The sequence below is a fragment of the Anaerobacillus sp. QJM3NY_17 genome (assembly GCF_056173665.1).
The window spans coordinates 1-20,912 of record NZ_JBWBVD010000002.1 but is presented as its reverse complement, the minus strand read 5'-3'; the positions used below and the strand labels follow the sequence as shown (position 1 = coordinate 20,912).

General features: G+C 40.4%; 21 protein-coding genes. 3 read left to right on the top strand and 18 right to left on the bottom strand.

Annotation, left to right across the window (positions count from 1 at the left end; all coding sequences use genetic code 11):
• Positions 1-65: 65 nt before the first annotated feature.
• Entirely contained in the window at positions 66-392 is a 327-nt protein-coding gene (locus tag AC0VYV_RS22450) for a YolD-like family protein (RefSeq protein ID WP_475374964.1), read from the top strand.
• A gap of 109 nt (positions 393-501) precedes the next feature.
• A complete protein-coding gene (locus AC0VYV_RS22445; protein ID WP_475374963.1) occupies positions 502-1,110 on the top strand; it encodes a hypothetical protein in 609 nt (202 codons plus the stop codon).
• A 528-nt stretch (positions 1,111-1,638) separates the two neighbouring features.
• Here AC0VYV_RS22445 and AC0VYV_RS22440 read toward each other — a convergent pair.
• From AC0VYV_RS22440 to AC0VYV_RS22425, 4 genes are all read right to left on the bottom strand, one after another.
• Positions 1,639-2,292: a hypothetical protein gene (locus tag AC0VYV_RS22440; RefSeq protein ID WP_475374962.1), complete on the bottom strand. Its 654-nt coding sequence runs from the start codon at positions 2,290-2,292 to the stop codon at positions 1,639-1,641.
• Between the two features lie 289 nt (positions 2,293-2,581).
• Positions 2,582-3,568, bottom strand: a complete 987-nt coding sequence (locus AC0VYV_RS22435; RefSeq protein ID WP_475374961.1) for a DNA/RNA non-specific endonuclease — start codon at positions 3,566-3,568, stop codon at positions 2,582-2,584.
• Between the two features lie 743 nt (positions 3,569-4,311).
• Positions 4,312-4,473, bottom strand: a complete 162-nt coding sequence (locus AC0VYV_RS22430) for a hypothetical protein (RefSeq protein WP_475374960.1) — start codon at positions 4,471-4,473, stop codon at positions 4,312-4,314.
• 469 nt (positions 4,474-4,942) lie between these two features.
• Complete coding sequence (locus AC0VYV_RS22425) at positions 4,943-5,536, bottom strand: hypothetical protein (RefSeq protein WP_475374959.1); 594 nt, start codon at positions 5,534-5,536, stop codon at positions 4,943-4,945.
• A gap of 401 nt (positions 5,537-5,937) precedes the next feature.
• On the opposite strand from AC0VYV_RS22425, the gene AC0VYV_RS22420 reads away from it, so the two are divergent.
• Positions 5,938-6,123, top strand: coding sequence for a hypothetical protein (locus tag AC0VYV_RS22420; RefSeq protein WP_475374958.1), 186 nt, complete (start codon positions 5,938-5,940; stop codon positions 6,121-6,123).
• A 194-nt stretch (positions 6,124-6,317) separates the two neighbouring features.
• On the opposite strand, the gene AC0VYV_RS22415 is transcribed toward AC0VYV_RS22420, so the two are convergent.
• From AC0VYV_RS22415 to AC0VYV_RS22350, 14 genes are all read right to left on the bottom strand, one after another.
• The gene (locus AC0VYV_RS22415; protein ID WP_475374957.1) at positions 6,318-6,527 is read right to left on the bottom strand and encodes a hypothetical protein; all 210 of its coding nucleotides are present in this window, start codon (positions 6,525-6,527) and stop codon (positions 6,318-6,320) included.
• Between the two features lie 295 nt (positions 6,528-6,822).
• Entirely contained in the window at positions 6,823-7,167 is a 345-nt protein-coding gene (locus tag AC0VYV_RS22410; RefSeq protein WP_475374956.1) for a hypothetical protein, read from the bottom strand.
• Between the two features lie 104 nt (positions 7,168-7,271).
• Positions 7,272-7,796: a hypothetical protein gene (locus tag AC0VYV_RS22405; protein ID WP_475374955.1), complete on the bottom strand. Its 525-nt coding sequence runs from the start codon at positions 7,794-7,796 to the stop codon at positions 7,272-7,274.
• Between the two features lie 14 nt (positions 7,797-7,810).
• The gene (locus tag AC0VYV_RS22400; protein ID WP_475374954.1) at positions 7,811-8,848 is read right to left on the bottom strand and encodes a bifunctional lytic transglycosylase/C40 family peptidase; all 1,038 of its coding nucleotides are present in this window, start codon (positions 8,846-8,848) and stop codon (positions 7,811-7,813) included.
• 62 nt (positions 8,849-8,910) lie between these two features.
• Complete coding sequence (locus AC0VYV_RS22395; RefSeq protein ID WP_475374953.1) at positions 8,911-11,112, bottom strand: CD3337/EF1877 family mobilome membrane protein; 2,202 nt, start codon at positions 11,110-11,112, stop codon at positions 8,911-8,913.
• 10 nt (positions 11,113-11,122) lie between these two features.
• On the bottom strand, positions 11,123-11,554 hold the full coding sequence (locus AC0VYV_RS22390) for a hypothetical protein (RefSeq protein ID WP_475374952.1): 432 nt from the start codon (positions 11,552-11,554) through the stop codon (positions 11,123-11,125).
• On the bottom strand, positions 11,554-14,004 hold the full coding sequence (locus AC0VYV_RS22385) for an ATP-binding protein (protein WP_475374951.1): 2,451 nt from the start codon (positions 14,002-14,004) through the stop codon (positions 11,554-11,556). The genes AC0VYV_RS22390 and AC0VYV_RS22385 overlap by 1 nt, the downstream gene beginning before the upstream one ends.
• Positions 14,005-14,018: 14 nt before the next feature.
• Positions 14,019-14,408 (bottom strand): TcpE family conjugal transfer membrane protein, encoded by a 390-nt coding sequence (locus tag AC0VYV_RS22380; protein ID WP_475374950.1) that lies wholly within the window; start codon positions 14,406-14,408, stop codon positions 14,019-14,021.
• Positions 14,405-14,635, bottom strand: a complete 231-nt coding sequence (locus AC0VYV_RS22375; RefSeq protein WP_475374949.1) for a TcpD family membrane protein — start codon at positions 14,633-14,635, stop codon at positions 14,405-14,407. Before AC0VYV_RS22375 ends, AC0VYV_RS22380 begins: the two co-directional genes overlap by 4 nt.
• Positions 14,636-14,639: 4 nt before the next feature.
• Positions 14,640-15,716: a conjugal transfer protein gene (locus AC0VYV_RS22370; protein ID WP_475374948.1), complete on the bottom strand. Its 1,077-nt coding sequence runs from the start codon at positions 15,714-15,716 to the stop codon at positions 14,640-14,642.
• The gene (locus AC0VYV_RS22365; RefSeq protein ID WP_475374978.1) at positions 15,713-17,674 is read right to left on the bottom strand and encodes a type IV secretion system DNA-binding domain-containing protein; all 1,962 of its coding nucleotides are present in this window, start codon (positions 17,672-17,674) and stop codon (positions 15,713-15,715) included. The genes AC0VYV_RS22370 and AC0VYV_RS22365 overlap by 4 nt, the downstream gene beginning before the upstream one ends.
• Complete coding sequence (locus tag AC0VYV_RS22360; RefSeq protein ID WP_475374947.1) at positions 17,640-18,431, bottom strand: hypothetical protein; 792 nt, start codon at positions 18,429-18,431, stop codon at positions 17,640-17,642. The genes AC0VYV_RS22365 and AC0VYV_RS22360 overlap by 35 nt, the downstream gene beginning before the upstream one ends.
• Positions 18,432-18,438: 7 nt before the next feature.
• The gene (locus tag AC0VYV_RS22355; RefSeq protein ID WP_475374946.1) at positions 18,439-18,642 is read right to left on the bottom strand and encodes a hypothetical protein; all 204 of its coding nucleotides are present in this window, start codon (positions 18,640-18,642) and stop codon (positions 18,439-18,441) included.
• A 710-nt stretch (positions 18,643-19,352) separates the two neighbouring features.
• Complete coding sequence (locus AC0VYV_RS22350) at positions 19,353-20,912, bottom strand: primase C-terminal domain-containing protein (protein ID WP_475374945.1); 1,560 nt, start codon at positions 20,910-20,912, stop codon at positions 19,353-19,355.

Below are 20,912 nucleotides of genomic sequence, written 5' to 3'. Positions count from 1 at the left end.
ATTTGGATATACAACTTGAATAACGGGAATGAATGTTCGTATGATGAAGTAAGGAGATGATGAAAATGATCAATGATCGAGGAATGATGAAGTATCAGGGATTCTTTATGACGGAGCATAGTGAACTTTTAAAAGAAGCGAAAAAGGATTACTACAGAGTTGAAAAACCAACGATCAGCCAGGAGCAAATAGAGGAATTTGAAAGATTGATTTCCGAAAGTTTACAGTTTCATACCGAATTAGAAATCACAATCTGGAAAGACGGTTTTTTTGAAACGGAATTATGCCAGGTGAAAAAAGTAGATAACATTAATAGAAGGCTATATTTGCATAAAAAAGAAGGTAGAACGATCATTCAATTCCATGACATAGCTTCTGTTAAAAGTCTTTAAAACAACTTTATGATGGGGTGTTTCTTAAGAAAAGGTACAACTTTTCATGAAATTTATATGGACAATCTATGTAAAATAATGGAAAATATATGAAATAGGGGGGATTGATGTGGCTAGAGCTCGCAAAATGAGTAAGACTGAGTTTAGAAGCAAGGCGGTTTTTCTGATTGTTGTGTTTTCGTATGGTTTTTTTCGTTTGTTGAATTGGATTTATAACCAGTTTTTTTCGCTAGACCCGAGGATATCAGCTGCTTTGATTACAGGTGTATTTGTAGTTGTGGGAACTACACTATCGATTACAATTCCGAATTTTCATCAGAAGAAAAAAGCCATAGAAGAAGAGCATCGGAAGCAAAAAATACCTATGTATAAAGACTTTCTGGAGTTTCTATTCCGCGTCTTTATGGGGGCTAAGATGGGGAAACAACTGGGGCAAAAGGAAATTGTTCAGATGATGTCTAAATTCACTCAGGAGTTAATCCTTTGGGGTTCTGAAGATGTGATAGAGAAGTATCAGGAGTATCGAAAACATTTTCTGAATCGCAAAGAAGGCCAGAAGACAACGCAAGATGAAATGACGTTGCTTGAAGACCTCCTGTTAAAAATACGAGAGGATATGGGCCATGATAATACTAGAATAAAAAAGGGAGATATATTGGCTCTATTTATCAATGATATTGATAAATATTTCCCAAAAGAAGACGAATCTGCTTCCTGATTTAATTCATGTCCACAAACGCAGAAAGGTTCAAAAATGTTCCGGGAAGTATGCGGTGAACGACTAAACGATTCATAAACGAAAATGTCGTTCACAGAGTATGACACTGATATTTTCAAGACCATATAAGTATTTTAACGTTTCGTTTAGAGCAAAAACGAGAAATGACTGTGGCAGTCTTTTCCCTGAGTTTGTAGTATCTTCTCAAATACTAAATTGTGATCCTATTCAAACTGTAGCGCGAACACGCTATAGTTCTTTGTTGTTTTCGATCGTTAACAACTTGTTTACTTCATTATAGAAGTTCACAAAACAAATTGTCTAGATGGAAGTCTGACGTCTTATTTTGCTTTTGAGAAACGCACGAGATTGCATTTAGATTTCCGTTTTGCTAACTATTCCTTTCAAATGCAAAATTACTGGCTAGATGCAATGCTAAATTCCACCTAAAAATGACTCGTAAAAAAAGGAAAGGATCACTAACTGTTAACGTACTGTCAATAAAAATATGCTTCAAATCACCCCATTCTAATTTCCCCATTCATTTACATGAAATTCATGATGACTATAAGATAACTCTTCATGCAATATCATTTTTATTTGTTCGATTTTCCCTTCTAATTCGAGAAGACTCTTACTTAACATCGGCTTATTATACTCGTGATCAAAATAACAAGTAATCATACTTCGCATTTGTTTTAATACATAACCACATTCAAAAGCTACAGACTTAGAAAGATATAATTCATTACTTAAATAATAAGCATCTGCATTTTTATGTACTTCATGGACTATATATGTTTGTTGATATTTATAGTGAAGTAGATCTTGATCAAAATCAATTTGTTCATCACCTGTAAGATCATAAATACGATCTTCATCTAAATTAAATTCAGCTTCAATATCACTTTGATATTCCATCATCTTATTAAATGTTTCAAAGATTTTACTATAAATAAGAGGATAAATGTCATGTTTTTTAGTAGCATATGCTTCAAAATCAAACAACCTTCTACTTAAATCATATTTAGTTCTTTCAGTTAAGTCGTTCAATTCCTGTTTATGAACAGCCAATTTAGAATTAAAATAAGAATCTATCTTCTTTTGAATATAATATTTAATCAATAACCCTAATCCACCTATAATTGCTGTTACACTTACATATTTATATAGCAATTCCATTTTAATCGCCTCTATTCTATTGTTTAACTCATTGTTTGTAACTTTAAGAATTTTTTCCAACCTCGCCCTTTACATAAAGAAAGAGCACAACTCTTGCTACAGAATTGCGCCCGATAGTTGAAGATCGTTATTGAACTAAAACCTTCCGTTAGTGACTAATAATTATATTTTTACCATAAAATTTTAACTTTAATTGTTCCTGTACAACATCCATTCGTAAATTGTTATGAATCGTCCAACGAGGAAAATGCTCTATTGTTCATTTATTTTACTTCAAAGTTCTAGGGGACTACTCTCCTACCATACCGTCGTTATCGTTATCACGCATATAGGGATATAACCAATGATCACTCATTATCGGCATACTGAAACCTGCTGCCTCTGCTTCTTTAATAGTCACTTGTCCATTACCGTTTGTATCAACACTAGAAATATCACCCTCTGTATCTGAACTAGTTGATTCTTCAGGTTCACTCTCAGTTAAACCGAGGGACGCATTGACTTCATCAGGGTTCACATTGTCAAATGTATCAACAATCTCATTTCCGTTCAAAGTATAGGTATACTGATAACTTGAAGGAATCTGCGTTTCTGTATTCGGATATGTAATAATGGCTTCAAAATTAGTAGCTCCACCTGCGCTACGGATCCCGTCTTCCAAATAAGCTTGATCACCATGTCGGTTGAGTGTACTATCTTGCGGAGTAATATTATAAGCATTCGATACCCCGCCGAGAGAATCAGCAATGATATGTCCTTCATCTAAAACATCACTTTCGACACCAGGAACCTTTGCCTCATCAGAATAGTATCTGCCTGACGATAATACAGGTTCGTTACTGTCGTCTTGCAGAACAATTTCCTCAGCAATGACTCGTACTAGTTGACCGTATTCATTAGTAAATGCCCAATATTCACGGTCACCGTAACCAATGTCAACCACGGCGTTAGATTCTCGATATCCAGACAAATCACCCCCATCAACTTCAATAAGGCTGTATCCTGCGAACAGTTCATTATTTGATTGGGTTGTTGTTTCCTCTACTGCTGGATCATCAACCGGTTCATTATCAACTGTATCATCAAGAGTTTCTTCTTTACTATTTTCATTTGTTTCATCTACAGATTCTTCTTGAGGAACTGTTTCTTTTTGTGTTTCAGCTTTTGCTTCTTCTTCTACATCTACATCTGTAGTAGATACGTCTTCTACGTTAGCGCAACCAGCCATAAAGGTGATCGTTAAAAGTAAGAGTAAATAATTCATTTTCTTTTTCATTTTAGGACTCTCCTATAATAGTAAAATCTCGGAATGTTAACATAGATTAACATTACTACTTTTAAAATAATCAAAAGTAAGAGTAAAAAAGGACCTATTAGTTCTTCTTCTACCTCCTTATGGGGAATTACCCACTCGATATTGTTTAATCGCTCGGAGATAACGGAACTATAAAGACATGCCTTGAAAAAGCGTAAGGGTTATAACTAATGTAGATAATGAACCTGAAGACAGTAATGTAATCATTTTCCGCCAGTTTATTTCTTTTGAAGGTTTTACAGCCTCTCTAGACACCGTAACCCATATAGCCATTGATACTATAACTAATACAAAAATAACTTCATTGGACACATTTGACACCTCCATAATTTTTCTAATTCGTACGGTATATACGATTTAGAAAAATTAAAGTTTCACTTATTAAAGTGAGCTTCCCAAGCCTTTAATACCAATTATTTCAAAACACTGCTGATAAATCCATCTTTTTCCCCATAAAAAAGAAGCGTTTTTTAGAGTTTACGTGACTCTTACGTAGGAACGTAAATCGTTTCTGAAGACTCTCAGATATTTTTAGGAGGTTATTATGGACATCCAGTCAGAAAACGGAAGATGAGGTCTAAAGGGAGTCATGATGATATTTCACAGAAAAAACAGGAGGAAGTAACCAAGTCGTTGAATGACATGATTATGGATGTTGATCGTTTAAAACAATAGAAAATAAATTTACTAGATTTAGAGCTTGTTCAGTTAAGAAATAGGGGGTGATGTTCATATGAAAGAATAACAATTGGGAATGCAACGATGAGTAACATGATAAAACCCAAAATCGCATATCGCCATTCACGAGGGGAGAGTGGTTCCTTCTTCAGATTTTTCTTATATTCTTCTCTCGTCAGATTGCTCAATTCCAATCCCCCCTATGTTCTTGCTGGTAACGTATACGTATCAAGAATTCGTGTTTTTAAGGCGCTTTTGCCGAGAAGTATGATACGGATATTGACCAAGTAGGCTCGCCCAAGAGAATAAAGATTCGCAAGTACGAAGAGGGGGCCAGTATTTTAAATGAACGAGTAGAGGGATTCTATCAAAAAGAAGCAAAAGAAGTCTCCTTCATCGATTTCTTTATCGAACAAGATGGCGTCGAACAAAAGGTGTCAGGGATGTATGTCCGTTTAAACACGGGAGATGACCAAATGTATTTTGATGGTAGAGACATTTCGGAAGTGGATATAAATGAGTAGCAACTGAAGTCATTTCACTCATTAAGTTAATAGTCTTATCGTTAAGAAATGAAAAAAACGCTTCATACTTGCGAAGGCTGGCGCCTATTTATTCGCTAAGCATGACTCGTCTTGTTTCATTTCATCACTCTTATTACTTGGTCGTCTTTAATAATTCAGAAGGCAATGCCCATCGTTCATAATACTTATCAACATTTTTTTCGTTGTCTCGGTTTTCTACCATACGATTTCCTTTGTTATGGAAGTAAAAGTGATACAAATTCGCGTTGTCGGCGTGTTTACTTTTTACAAATTCTTTTAATTCTTCTTGAGTAAAGAAGAAAGTATGGAATTTTCCTTGATGTGAGACAGTAAAAATATGAACATCCCAATCCATGTTATTGATTTCATTTTCATGGACGGTGTGCCATGAAGATATATGTTCTAAATGACTTTTACTATAATAAAACTTAGTTTTTAATTTTACCTGACCACCTTGTTTCATCACAATTCCAGAACCTAAAGTGCGAGTCGCTTTCTCTACTTCTAGTCCTTTATTGAATTCCCTCAATTTCTTCATCACATGTTCTCTTCCCATAGAACGGGTGATTTTTTCCGATTTTTCTTCAGTAACAACTTCCTTATCTTCACTCTGAGTGTCCTCTAATTTTTGTTCTAATACTTCCACCCGATTTTCGAGCTTTTGAACGCGACTGATGAATTCTAAAATCACTGATTCTTGAGACATTTTCAGCACCTCCGTTTTATCTTAATTAAATCATATCAGATAAATTAGATAAAAGTCAATAAATTTTAAATCGTGATGAAATTCATTTTAGATAAGTTGATAGTTTTAGATAAAATGATATATGCGTAGAAAATATAAAATGTCGCTGTTTATGACTCGTCTTGTTTCATTCCATCACTCTACTTCTCCATCTTCTTCTTAAAATGAAAGTGGTCCAGACAGCAAAACGCGGAAAACGTACGCTAAGAGTTATGTTGCGTTAGATTTGTGACTTCACTATTAAATACCGACAAATATGGATATATAGTAGTTATGTTGTATAGAACGAACTCTTCGTTTGTTGGTGGTATCTCTTATATTATTAAAGTAATCAATTCCAAAAAGAAAGGAGTGTGAAATTAATGGAGAAAATCAAACAAACGTTTGCAGCATTTCTTAGAAGTAACGGCTATGAAGCAGAAGAGGGAACCTGTGAGGTTTCTGGTCTTTCATACCTAAATGTTAACGGAAATACATACAGTTATAGGGATCTACCGAAAAGTCAATATGCTACATTACTTCGCATCTATCATCACATGAAGAATTAACTTACGGTGTAGATTCCGTGAGAATGGATCGACCATTCTATATACAACAAAAGTAGTATATAGGCGCTTACCCAAGGTTTCATATTAACGAGCCATCGGATGATTCAAAAAAAGCCCAATCCCTCAATCTTAATAAAGAGGAATTGGGCTTTTCATTGCTAAACAGAACTACTCAAATGTTATTGTTTTTTTCATTAAATCCCCGATCGACTTAAAGATATCTTTCGGTATAAAGCAATAATAGCCCGATTTTCTTTTTCCCACTTTTCATTTCGGATACTTGGTATTCTAAATTCTCTTTCCATTTCCGACATTAGCTCAGCTAGCTGATAATCTTTCTTACGTTCCTCAACATCAGCATGTAGAATAGCCTCGTAACGTTCATGGAATGTTTTTAAATTCATTTTATCACCTCAAAATAAACGCTTATAGATCTAGCCTCTCTATTATAAGCTAAATTCTCCCATTACAACTAGAAAGTCCATAAACGTGATTATTCAACTTTAGTTTCTATTTCAGATCCGAAAAAACAAAGATTAAATATGGGAGGATGTTACGCCTCGAAAAACTCTTGTCTCTCAACAAGATATTAGAAAAAAGGAGTCAAGTCGGCTATTTTCGTTTCGAATTTATCTTAGCGTACGTTTTCCGCGTTTTGCTGGCGGTATCCCCAAAGCTGCGTAAAAGTAAAATCAACCTTTATGTTTCGACAATCGGTGATGCACTTGTATTCTCACTCGTTGCATTACAACTCCGACAGAATTTTATCCAACCTGGGTTTTCCTCATACATTGGAATCATTTCCCCTCCACAAGAGCAAAACTTCGGTTCAGTCTCATCAACGATTTCATTCGCAAATTCCATCGTCATGTGAAAATCTTCTAAATCATTAACTTCCTGTTCGAGCTCTTCCGTATACTCCTTCGCCTTTATTAAAGATGCTTTCATCCTATCAACGTTACCTTCCGCGACCAAAAGCTGATGGGATAGTGCGACTTTCTCCTTTTCTAGTTTCTTAATGCGTTTACTCTTTTTAAAAATCATGCTTTCATCTCCCCGTCTTTAAAAATTTAAAAAGGAATAAATGTTAGGCTTGAATGTTTCCCTTATTATTAATCATCCATTTTTCGCATGTACTTTTCCTCTCCTTATCGTCCCGTTAATTGACCTACAAATTCAACATCGTCTACCTTCCACCCTTGTTTTTTCACATAAACCAAAGATGTTTTCACAATAACCGTTTCTGTATTCGTAACGTCGTTATAGTCCGTACTTAATTGGAATTCATTAAAAAAGGAAGCTTCCGTTTTTGAAGACTGATACTCATATGGCTTGAGTCCCACCATAGTTGATGTAACCGACTCCTCTGATTTCGGAAGTTCAGTACCTGATGGATGAGTCGACTGAAAACCTTGATCAGTCATGTAGGATTCAACGTTCGTATACCGTTCTGCTGTAGTTTGATAGGTGAAAAAGTGCTCTAAAAAATCCCGATTCACTTCTAATGCATCCGTGTTCGTTACGGACGACAGCGAAGCCATCTCCTCTTCATAGTTTTGTTGATTCGCTCGGACTTCCCGTAATTGTGCCTGCAAACTGAACACATAAACCACAACTAACACTGCCACGATAAAACCACTCATAAGAAAGACGTACGTTTTTTTAGATTTCATGCCTCTCACCATCCTTACTGAACGCGCCTAAATCCTAAGAAGGGATAGAGATTCTTCCACTGTTCAACAGAAGAATAGGACGTTCCGTTTCCACTGTTTGCATTGATAAACTGATCATCTCCTATATACATCCCCACATGAGAAGCCCCGGGTTTATAGGTAGAGAAAAAGACCAGATCACCTGGCTTAATGTTGTCTTCCGAAACAGGAACAGTTTTATCATATTGAGACTGTGCTGTTCCGTACAGATCAACTCCTACTTGCGCAAAAGCATATTCAAGTAAGCCAGAACAATCAAATCCTCCTGCAGCAGGCGTCCTTCCTCCCCATACATACGGACGTCCGAGGAATTTTTTCATAATGCTGTGAACCTCGGACACATCGAAGATTTGGGTTCCATCTCCCTGAACCAAAACCGTACCGGTCCCTGCGTCATAAAAGCGAAGCACGTGATCGACGTAATTCACGTCGCCATACGTTTCCCACCCCATTTTCACAGCCATCATGTCACTGAAGCCGATCGCCACTTCCTTCGAGTATCCTCCTCTCTCAAGAGCGTATCCAATAAAGCCACTGCCAAAATTGTACGACTGTAAAGCTAAATGAATGTCTCCTTTTGACTGTTTCATCACTTCCGAGAAGTACTTCACCCCTAATTGAATGGAGTACTCAGGATCCGTGATGGTTCCTGGAGGGAGCCCGATCGACTCCGAGGACTGCATCACGTCCAAGTGTCTTCCACCCGACTCTTGTTGAATTAAGGCAAGAATAAGTCCCACATACTCACTCACGCCATATTCGTCTGCATATTGGGCAACCAAAGGTTCATAACGCAAAACATCTGCCGAGACCTGAGCCGTTCCACCTGCCCCTTCACCAGACATGCCCGATTCAAATTGATTCTCTCCTCCCAGACTAATAGAGAGAAACAACCCTATCCCAAAAAGAAAGGTCAGAAGAAGCAGAATTCCCCCGATAACCCAGGTAAGAGGATGTTTTAGTACAGCAACGGCTCCAGCAATTTTCGCTCCTTTCCTCAACACACCTTCCATAGCTTCTCCTTTCCACAACCATTTGTGATATATTGAGCAATCGTTATGTTAGACCGTACTGCTTACCTTCGTTTTTTAGAAACTTTATAACCTAGTTTCCGACGAGACGAGCGCTTCTCGTTATGAGATTTATTACGGCGTTGATTGATTTGTTGCTGTGCTTCCCATTTCGTGATCGGTTTAGATACTTCTTTTGATACTGCCGTCTCACGGCGCATGGCTGATTTCTCTGGAGGAGGTGTTCGACGAACAGAAGAAGACTGAATGGTACCTCGTGCTCTTCTTTTGATAGGATGTGTTTCTTTTTTCTCCAGGTTCTTTCCCCCACCTTCAACTGACGGCAGACGTTTCTCTGACAAAGGAGATACGTCCTTACGAAGCTGTGTAGGAAGAACTCGATGAGAAGATTTCTTTTCCATTTTTTCAGGTTCTCTTACTTTTTGAGCTGTCGTAGTGCTCCGTTGTTCAGATGGAGAAGCCTTTATACTGCCCTGCTTTCGATACTCACTCGATAAGTTCCCTGAATCGTTTGACCGATCTTGCATTCCTTTTAGATATTGTCGCTTTGAAGGTGATGTTGAGGTCTTTTCTCCTTGTCCTCTCGTACTTTCATTTCGTTTAGAAGAGGAATCCTTCCCCTGTTTATAATCACGTAAATTAACGACAGCAGCTTCAGCATTTCGTGCAGCTGAACGGGTGCCTCCCTTACCAGACTGGGGAGAATTAGCTCCTTTTTGATTGGGATCAATCTTTTGTTTTTCTGGATTATGACCTTCGGAAGCTTTTCTCTGATCCGAACGTTTTTCATAACTACCCGAACCTCCTACAGAGGTCTTCAAATCAGAAATTCGCTCTCCCATCTCAGCATAGCGCTTGTGATTTCGTAAACTCTTATAGGTTTTCCCCACCATGCGCGTTGCCGTTCGCGATGTTTTCTGCCTCGCTTCTCCTACCTTATCGATAGATTTTGTTGTCGCTCTCTCAACCACTTGCTGTCCCTGAACCATACCTGCAGAAGCCACTTCAAAGATCTCAGAACGATACTTGAATAATCCCCACATCGTTAAACAGATCAGAAAAACTACAAACGCATATCCCTCGACCCCGTTCGTAACTTTCACAGATTCATAGAGTAAGGTTACAAGTCCTGTAATGACTGAAATCAATAGAACCAAACCGGCCTTCATCATTAAAACACCGACGAGCTTCTTCCCATGATTCAGAGCACTTTCACTGTAAGCTGGGATCAACGATAAAACGAGTGGAATAGCTGTGAAAATGACAAGAGCTAAAAACCAAACTTGAAGCAAAAACTTAAAGGCCCCCAACAACAAAACTGGAATCGCAAGGGCAATGGTCGAAAGAATCGTAATAATAAGATATCCAAACCGGTCGCCACTGAACTCCGGAGTCATTTGTTTATTTCCATTCTTAACTTCATCAGTAACAATATCTTTTCTTTTTTCTTTTCCTTCTTCTATAAAAGGTTTAATTTCTAATAACTTGTCAACTCTGTTCGGATCATCACTCACAACTTCTGATTCCTTTGTGGATCCGTAATTCAGAAGCAAATAAGGACGTTTGATCATCAAGTTAAAGAGCTGATTTTCTAAAACAGCGACGCCTTCGTTTGGGTTATAGGCTTCATTCGAGTCAAATTCATCTGAGCTCAGTAAGACGTTCGCTGAGCTTGCCATGCCTTCCAGTTCGCTCCCTCGTTCATTCAGCCACTGGATGTTCCCAGTCGCGTTCGAGAAGAACCAGAAGGTTGCCACCATGATCATTAAAGCCCCTAGTATGGCCTTCACCGCATGCCCCACCTGGTGATTCACAAAGTACCGCCAGGCTGCGGACGCGCCGATGAAGATAATGAATAGAGAAAAGAATGTACCTGACATCAGCTGATAGATTCGTTCACTCATGATACCAGCTTCGCTCGCCATACTACTGATCAGGTCAAACGACATCAGTTCATTGATCGAATATAGCGTAAAGCTCGCGATGGTTTTATTGAATCCCCACATGCCTTGGTTGATCGCATGAAGAGCACCATCATCCATCTCTTTAAATCCATCCCCGATATCAGCTTCCATACGATAGTGGTCAAGAGGATATTCCTTACTCTCAAGCGTCACACGCCCAACCGTTTCTTCTTGCTTATTTATGACAGGAGATGGATTTTCAGCTAATACTAACATTGGGAACAATAGAAATAGTATTAGTATTACTAATCCACAGCTTAGCCCTTTCTTCAAAAGCCACATTTCATCCCTCCTAATTACAATGAACGCACTCTTGAAGTTCATAGTTGTTAGCTATATCGCTTCCTTCAACCTCTTTACTTTTTTGAATATCTATCTTCAGTTCTTCATTTTTTTGGCGTACTACATAAATGTCCTCTACCTTGTTTCCTTCTTCGGGATTAGTGTAATTAATAAGGCTGTAAAACCAGTCATTTTCTTCATCGTAATAAATAGCAACTTCCATATCATCAAATTTCAAGTTGTTCTCTCTTGCAGGAGTATCTTTGTGAATTTCATAAGTACCTTTTTCATATAAAAGTTCCTGTTCAGTTTTATAATTTGCCTCAAGAGTTGCTTTTTCCCACTCATAGGTTATCTTTGCAATGTCTTCTGGATCTTTACTCTCGCTACAACCGATCAAAAGAATACTTAACACGAATAGTGAAACAAATGCTTTTTTCATCAGATGAACGCCTCCTCGGATTCAACGGCATCGCGATCGTGGTCTTTGGTGTTGAAGGCCTGGATCCATTCGTCGAATAGGACGTCCGTTTGGATTTTGGCCGTTCGGCCATACATGTCTTCCATGATGCATTGCCCTTCGGTCAGGTTCTTCAGCATATCTCGATTAGCTTTGTTGTCTTCCATTCCGAGAAATTCGATGATATTCCCTGCTTCTTCCGTCGTTTTCGCCTTAAAAGCAAATTTCGTTCCGATATTCTCTTTGATCTGGGGTTTGTTGTACTCATACGTCGATTGCGTGATGATGTACACTGCTGAACGGAGTGATCGTCCCGTACGGACAAGTTCATTGATCAGCCGATCACCGGCTCCCGTATTCATCAACATCCAGGCTTCTTCAAAGATAGTCATCTTCACGACGGAATCATCACGCGCAAACTTTGTCGCAAACTTGGCAAGAGGTTGCATCAGCGCGACGGCCACATGTTCATCACGCGTAACGGCTTTTTCGCCCTCTTCAGGAAGGTTGAGATTCTGGATCTGTAAGATGTTCACCTGTTCATCCAGGCTGATCCCTTCAACGTCCCCTTCAGAAAACATCAGCTTCGCGATCCCGTTTCGCCCGATCTCATTAAGCAGATCACCCACGTTACGAACGTCCTGATCCTCCGACGCCTGTAAATAGCGAACTACGTTTAACAGTCCGGGTTTTTGATCCTGTTGAACCACGTGGCGAACCCCTTTGTAGATCGCTGTTTTAATGTTTCGCTCACTTGATTGAAGTTCAGATAAATATTCGAGGACACCGACAGCAGCGTCCGTCGCCTCCTCTCCCTCCAGAAAGGTAAGGGGATCAAGCTTACCGGCGTCACTTAAATCACTGGAAAGCGTGATGTAGTTAAAACTCTCAATCATGTCGCTAAAATAAGGAACTTGTCGCGACATTTCCGGTGTAAGAGCCTGCTTAAATTTCTTCTCAACTTCATCTTTCGGATCCGTCATCAGGATTTTGGCCCCGAAAAAAACCGCGTTCATCAAGATATCTTTCAGAAGATAAGACTTCCCCATGCCGGTAGGTCCAGAAATCGTCACATGAGGTGATGAATACTTGGATCCCGGTAAGCCCTGATGAGCTAAAAAAGGATGATAAAAGACGAGAGACTGCGAATTTTCAAGGCTCTCTCCTTCATGAGAGATGTTTTTACCTAAGTAGAAACCAACGGTATTACCAATTTTCCGGGTAAGAGAAAAGAGAGACTCTGCAAAGGACTCCGGTGTGAGTACCTGTTCCCAGTCATGCGCAACGACTTTAGAGGCTGGGAGTGATTGGTGAAATAAAAGGAGTTGGTCGGCTAGTGGTTGCACGAGTTCGATGTGATGGTCGTTAAAATCCATCTTCAGCCTTCTGGCTCGCTTCCGAACGTCTTCGCGAGTCGATCCGTAAACGACAAAGTGAATGTGCGTCCGTAAGAGAGGTTTTCCCTGATTTTTAATTTGATTTTCTAAATCGTGTAGAAGCTCGCGCCCGGTATTGATCAAGCTATCATCATCTTCGTTCGCTTCGATCAGCTGCGCATCCTGATCACGAAACCGTTTTTTAATCTTGTTTGTCTGGTTTTCGTCCTGTTTTTTCTGTTTATAAATCGTACGCATATGCACTTCGACCGGAAAGGAATAGGATTGAAAGAAATAAGCCCAGTCCGTATATGAAAGTTCGATCGGAAATTCGGAAACGGGAAGAAATGCACACCAGGAATCCTCATCGAGCTGCTTGATATGAAGATAACCTGCCTTCCCTGGATCAAGCATCCCTTCCGTTAGACTGTAAACACTCCCCTCGCCATCCGGCCGTGATTGGCCACGGACGAACTGATGACGAATGAGATAGCGAAGTTCCTTTTCTTTCACGCGATATGCATGTAAAAAGTGATTCAGCGTCGTATAGGCATCTTCCTCTGATTCACGGAAGAGACTCGCTGTCAGTTCGTCTACGCCCTGCCCCTCAAACCCAGCGAGCTTTTGAAGGTACCGATTCATACTCTTAAACGAAGAAGAAAATGAGGCAATCAGTTTTTCGTCAAGCTCTCGACGCTTTAATTTCACCCCAACAAAAAATCGGTACTCGACGATGTTTTGCGCTTCTTCTCGTAGGATCTCTCTTGCTCGTTCCGCATAGTACTTCCCGGCTTCGGCATACTGCCCTCGGTACTTACTTTGAAGATGACGCATGCGCTGATCGACGTTAACCGGAACAGGCACGATCTTATAGTCCACTTCTTCAAAAACCGTCAGCTGAGTAGCAAGCCGTTGTAGGCGATTGACCAGGTTATTTTCAGCTTCCTGTTCGTTGATGCCAACGGTGCTCTCCTGTAAACGATAGTAAGACCAGGCTTCCGAATCGTGTGTATAGATCACGTTATCTTGATACGATTGAATAGGGAACTGCAACATCACACTCCACCACCTTATTGAAATCGCTCATACGACTGAACTTTATTCATTTGAGGCTGGTAAACAGGCTTATGACTGCTGTAGCAAAAACGCTTCGTATAGAGATAGCGAAAGTATCCTGTGAAAAATCGGTCGAGTCGCTTGCCATCCAAGCGACTTCGACAAACAGCACCTGCCACCATCCAGGGTAAAATCGCATAGAAGGCTAGCTGCAAAGCCGTCGGTAAAAAGGCGTTGATCTGGTCTCGAAAGAGAAAGAGAATTCCAAAAAGGAAGAAAGCGAGAACGATTTGCCGAATTTCGATGCCTTTTGAAAAAACGATGGATTTCTCACCTTTCCCAATTTTCCAAATTTTCAACGGATAGTGAAAGAACTTCCGATAACTGTAGGATTCTCCCCTCAACTTAAACCACCACTTTTAACAGAGCTCCAAATCGCATTCGCAAGACTCTCGAACTCACCGGGATTGGCGACGATCACATAACACACCACCGCGAAAAGGAAGCTTGAGAAAAACATTCCCCAACGTTGTGATACAAAGGCTCGGACAATCATCACGATCATCAAAATAAACAAAGCTGCTGCCACCTGTGCGGACGCATAATCAGTCAAACCTGTGATATCTGGCATGTCTTCATCCTCCTATCGTGTGTTTGAGTTTTTGAACATAATATTTATCGTTCTCTTTGCTCACAACGAGGGTAAAGGGATGCTTTGTTTGTAGATCGGTCCCCTCTTCCTGCAGAAACACGAGCGTTTTTAACACGTATTGCCCATTTTCTCCGTCATACACGGTGAAGTCTTCGACCCCTTGATACTGATAAAGCCCTTGAAGAGATTCAGGGTTCTCCATGTAATAAGACATCTCTTCCACCGAGTTAGTCGTATACGATGTAAAAAACTGTGTCGCAAATTGCTTCAGTTCATCCTCCATACTGACGTTTTTATCAGCCTGATCGGTTTGATTGGCCACCGCCGAAAGGCGTGTTTCACTTGGAAGAGATTGATAATAGGGTTGCTCGATCACATTAAAGGAGTTTCCATCCGTACCAAGACGGACAACGATCATCTGCTGTTTGACGCCGATAGACTCGTCTTCCGTTGTCACTTTTTCTTCTTTCACCGTCTTCTCTTTCCCGTCTGAATCTTTCTCTTTTACTTCCACTTCTTCTTTCTTCTCAACCACGTTAAAGAGCTCATAGTCGATCCGATAGACGTAGCTTGCAGCTTCTTCTTCTACGTCTTGTACATCGTATAAACTAACATCACGTAACACGCGTTTCCCCTGAAAGGAGCTTAAATTTTCCAGTTCGCTTACCTTTAATCCTTCCGCAAGAAAGGCTTGCAACGATTCTTTTCGCGTCTGACGCTCTTCATCCTTACTCGGCACGTTCAGATACGTTTGAAGGAAACGATTCGCATAATGCTCCCCTGCTGGTGAATTCGCAAATCCGGTTTCATTGAGTGTGGCGATCTCCGCAGAGGCTTGTTCCTGATATCCATTAACTTTTTCGTTCAAAAACCCGGTTCGAGCCCAGGATTGAAAAGCAAAGAAAACAACACCAGCAACGACCAACCAAAACGTTATTGAGAACACGAGGCGTCCGTTAAACCGTGATGAAGGAAGACGCCGATCATCTTTCATCACCTTTTTTCTTCCTCTTAAAACATTCCGGTAAAGCCCTTCCTTCAGCTTGCTGAACAATCTCATTTAATCCCTCCTAGTTCCAAGGCGTTGCGAACATAGACACGACGGAAATAAGTATCGCTCTCTGCTTCTTCAACCATCTTACGGTTGAGAAAGATTTCTCCGATTTGAAGGTTTTTGATCTCACTTGGATTGGCTTTGAACCGTTCCACATCACGAACGGTACCCATCTCAGCTTCATAACGCGTATGGGGATACTTCTTTTGAATTTGTTGGGTCACTTCCCGATCTGAAAAGGTGCCAAAAACTTGCGCAATGCGCTCCGCATCTTTTGACGAGTTCACACGTCCCGTTGCGATTACGTTGCAGTTCGAAATAATCTGTTCGGTCATAATCGGATCAACGGCATCAATATCAGAAAGGGTCTGTGTTGAGATGATACACTCGAACCCGGCGGAACGTGATTTGTTAACGATATCGACAATGCGCCGATCACCATAGGCAGAAAACTCATCATAAACCCCAAAGATCGACTTTCTTCCTTGAGCCTGTCGATAAGCAACGAGGCTATTCACGTCTAAAATGATCATTTTGCCAATTTTCTTAATATAATCGGCATACCGACTCCCCGAAATACTGAAGATCACCACATTGTTCTCATCCGTGATAGTTTGAAGGTCGATACCCTCTTCCCTTTCCACAAACAAATGGCCGAGATCTGATTCCAGTAGCTCTCCTAACTGCATTTTTAACCGAGTCAGGCAACCTATGACAATCTCTTCTGGGAACTCTTCATCAAGAATTCGTTTAATCGTACGCAAACCCTCATGAAGCTTCGTCACAGTTCTTGTACGCTTCTCTATAACGGTTTTCATCACTTTTTGACCCTTAGGCTCGGACGTTGCAATAAAATCGCTTAAATCGTCATCCTGAGCACTTTGTGTGTTGGTCTCTTCTTCCACTTCAACTTCGATCTCTTCCTCAATTTCTTCTTGAGTACTGTGATCCCTAAAAAATTGATTCATCGACTTGGGGTTGGTTAATGTGGCAATCGTTTTGATATCCCTGGGTACACCGGCTTCATCGATCAGTTTCACGATGAGCTGTAGATAGCGTGACGCGATATCCGTGTAGTAGGCGCCGTCGCCTTCACTCGAAAATTGAAAGAGGGACATCAGCTTATCTCGTGTTTCTGTCGGAGTGCCATTTTTAATCGGGTTGTACGTGAGCGTATCCATTTCAGAGAACAGGTAGACGGTTTTTCCATACGCCTCACAAAGAGCTTTAAATTCAAGCATCGATTTCCTTTCGCCTTTTCCATCCATGAAGATCACGGGCTTGTTCTGCTGAAGCGCTGATTCGAGTAAAGACGCGATCAATGTCGTTTTCCCCGTCCCGGTCCCTCCAGTAGCCAGCATATGATAGTTCAGTTCTTTCGAATTCAGCGAAACGCGCTCTTTGAAATCGGTATAACCGATGAAGACTTCCTTTGTTGGCTTTCGTCGGTAGTGCTTTTGTTTCCGGTTTAAAAAGGAAACCCGATGCTTGCGAAACGCTTTATACGTTTGCTCGGCTTTTTGCTTTTGAACTTTCCCTGACTTCGTTGTCACGCGCTTTTTCCAAAAAAACTTCGAAAAGATAAAAAAACCAAATGAAAATAGAAGACATAGTCCGGCTAAAGTGATATATGAATCAGACGTGACAGGGATCTTTTCTCCTTGATTGATGAATCGCTCGATCACTTCTGACAAATAAGGAACGTTCATCTCTGAAAGAAAAGCAAAGTAAGCGAGAAGATGTCCCACTTGAAACTGCCAAATCAGAAGCAAAATCCCCATTAACAGAGCTAGGTAAGACAGCCAATCTCGTTTTAGAGAATAAAAAATCGCAAAGAGTAACATGCCCAACAGGACTGGTAGAAGAGAAATCACTATGAGGATTCCTAGAACCCCATACATCACCACGTCACCGATCATCCGATCGGTTTCAGTTTGCTTTACCTGTCCCTCGTTCTTTGCCATCGGATCCACTCGGCAACACCTCTTCCCAGCGATCTTCAACGATCACGGATGGGATTTTTTTCACAGAGATTTTACTCGCGTTCACTAGTCGATCCTTTGCTTCATTTACGACATTATGTATTTTGACATCATCTGCAAAGTAGATTACTTGATCATAAGCATAGGGCTGTTCATCGACTTTTTGGTTCGAAAGCAGCTCCTCAAAAAGAGAAAACTTTTCATCATAACGCTTTCGCTCTTTTTTATTAAGTTCCAGTTCCACCCACGTCGTCGTAACGGTGCCTTCAGCTGATTTAAAAAAGAAAACGGCATCCGGAATACGATCGCGTTTCGCATTATAAGCTTTCAACTTGCTCTGATTATCGCCACTACCAATCATCGTATAACGTATTTCTCGCTCTGTCCGGTACTTGAACTCAAGGCCATTCTTTTCCGCCTGAAACTGGTAATAGAGAATCAGATCCGTGATAAGTAGATCATGCTGCATCGTATAAACCGAAGCTTTTGTTGGAACCGTCACACTCACATTAGTCAGTCGTCTTGCCTCCAATGTTCCCAAATAAACACCAACTTTATGAGCAATCCGTTCATGTCTCACAAACTTCTTATCCTCTAACTTTCGTAGTCTCCGATAAACCCTATGAATATTCGGCTCACAAAACTCCAGCATAATCTGCCTCGCTGTCACCATACCGTTTCTCAAGATAAACGTAAGATACGATAGATCCTTTTCTTTAAGCGAAGTATACTTCAACATAAACCAATCATCCTTTTCTCTCTAATATCGGAATCACTCTCCCTCTTTGAAGTTTACCAAAACAAAACCCAATACCATAAACCAAAAAGAAAAAAAGAACCAACAGCAAAAACCAAACAACCTTAATCACCTGAACTCCTACCCAGAACACAACTCCATACAAGAAAGCCAGAAGACCCACATAAGCAGTTAACCACCTTGGAACCTCCATCACCAACACCTCCTGTATAGCTCAAAACTCGAATCACTTAATCTCTTGAACTAACTTGAAATTAGACTAGAACTAGAACTACTCACTTACTCACCTGAACTAACAATCACTTGAATAGATCCTCCCTTGAACTATCACTTGACCTAATAATTACTTAACTCCTAGTCTCCCCTCCCTAATACTCATGACCTAACAAATCACACATCCTAAACCTACACCTACCTCCAAAATCTCTTGCAACAGCCCCCTACTACCCCACTGAATGCCTCCGCCTTTATAGAGTAGTAGAAGACCTCGGCTATGTATACGTAGTATAGGCGAGGTCTTCTACAGGTTACGAGTATAAACAGGAGGCATTCAGCCCTTGCTATCACTGGGGCTGTTGCATTTTAAAACCGCAAATGAAAAGAACATTGATTAACATGTCTTTTGCGCATTTATTTCTGTATTATTTACGTCGATTATTTACTTGACCACAGTCTACTATACGCACGTTTGTTTGGCAATGACTGGAAAGGAAATTCGTTCCATTTAACTACCCCCCAGTAAAAACACGCAACTATAGTACTCTCCTAGTCCGTAGTAATAAATAACCAAGCCTAAAAACACTATGTAGTTTTCAAAGAGCCATCCCCATACTAGAAAAACTTATAACTAAGCAAATCATTTAAGGATAATTAAGATATGTATTGGCAGACTGGCTTGTTTAGCTAACTTGTCATTTTAACCGGTGGAGCAGCCCCTGTTCGATAAATCAGATCGATTTCATGGGTTAATAACTCAGATTGAATAGATGGGATGTCATCCTCACTTATCAGTTCTCGTGAGGATGGAAGAAGCTGCGCAAAAGATAGTTGGGCTAACTGTACACGCTCTCTTCTCGCCAGTAATAAACTTTTAAAGAGCATGGATCGACTAGTAATCTTTGTTACCGCATTTCGTCCTCGGCCAACAGTTCGTTTGATCAGCTTAGACGAGCGCTTTAACACTTCTTTCAGAGTTGAAACGGCCATCCCAAATCGTTCGGCAAGTGTTCTAAGCGCCCCCTCACAAAATGGACGTTCAGGACTCGTCATTGTTTCCACATGTTGTAGGATATCTTGTTCTCTCTCGTCATAATGGGAGCGCACGCGCTCTTTCCGAGGCTTTTTAAATTTGTACCAACCTTCTCTCCCCTGGAAGGATGTCTTCCCGTCCGTCCATAGTTCCAGAAGTCCTTCCACATAAGAACGTTTGGCCCCTTTGTACTTTCCTGAATAGGCACTTTTCAAAATCCGTTCGAATTCAATTTTTCCTAAAGGCTGGGCAAGATTACTGTTGAATTGATCAAGCTCGTCATACGCCTCTTCAAGTGGCCTTCCACTTGCATAGTTGGCAATCGCAAGAGTTAAAACAGCATTGTTGCGACTCGAACTGTGGTGACCACTTTCAATTTGAGTGGCTTGAATAAGAGCTTGATACCATGCCGTAGAAGTTTGGTTAGATGAAGCAGAATCCTTTGAATAAACCACTCGAAATGAGGCTCTCTTCTCATCTTCTTCGAACTTTTTGGACCAGGTTAATAGTTTACTTGTATTGGCTAGCTGATCACCAAAGTAAACCACGTTATCTTGTTTCGGAATGCGATAAAAGCCAAAAGGTGCGCAGTTAACGTCTACGGGAACATACTTCTTTAGTGCCTTTAAAATGTTGTCAGATAGCCTCTCAGCCACGCGTAGGGCCTTAAAATCTTTCTGCTTATGAATATAAAAAGGTGTCTCAAGTACAAAAAATCCTTGAAAGCCATTAGGTGTTTCTAACAATACGTTAGGCCAAGGTAAGCCGAGCTCCTCGCACCCAAGGAAAACACTGTATAAATCGATATCTTTTGTATCAATATCAAAGCCGAGCACGTTAATTTGTTTCAAGTTATCACGGGTATGACCCTTTATCACGCGTTTACCAAAATCATAGTACGTACCGCCACGATAAGTGTTTGGAGTCCAGTGCGTTAATTCCGAGTGCTTCTCATGTAAGCTTTCGTAAGAGTTAATAAGAAACCCCTTTCCCTTACTAAGATCAGCCTTAGAACATGAGACAAACACGGTCCCCTTTTTATACAAGGATTGCTTTTCATTCTTGTCATACTCTACTCTCTTTTGAAGAGGTGCACGTGACCCCTTTTTCTTATATAGATTCAAACTATTATGAGTCATGAATTGCATGATCTCTACAGGCTGAACATCTCTTCGAATCTCTTGCTCAACCCTGTCGTGATAGGCTATATTCAT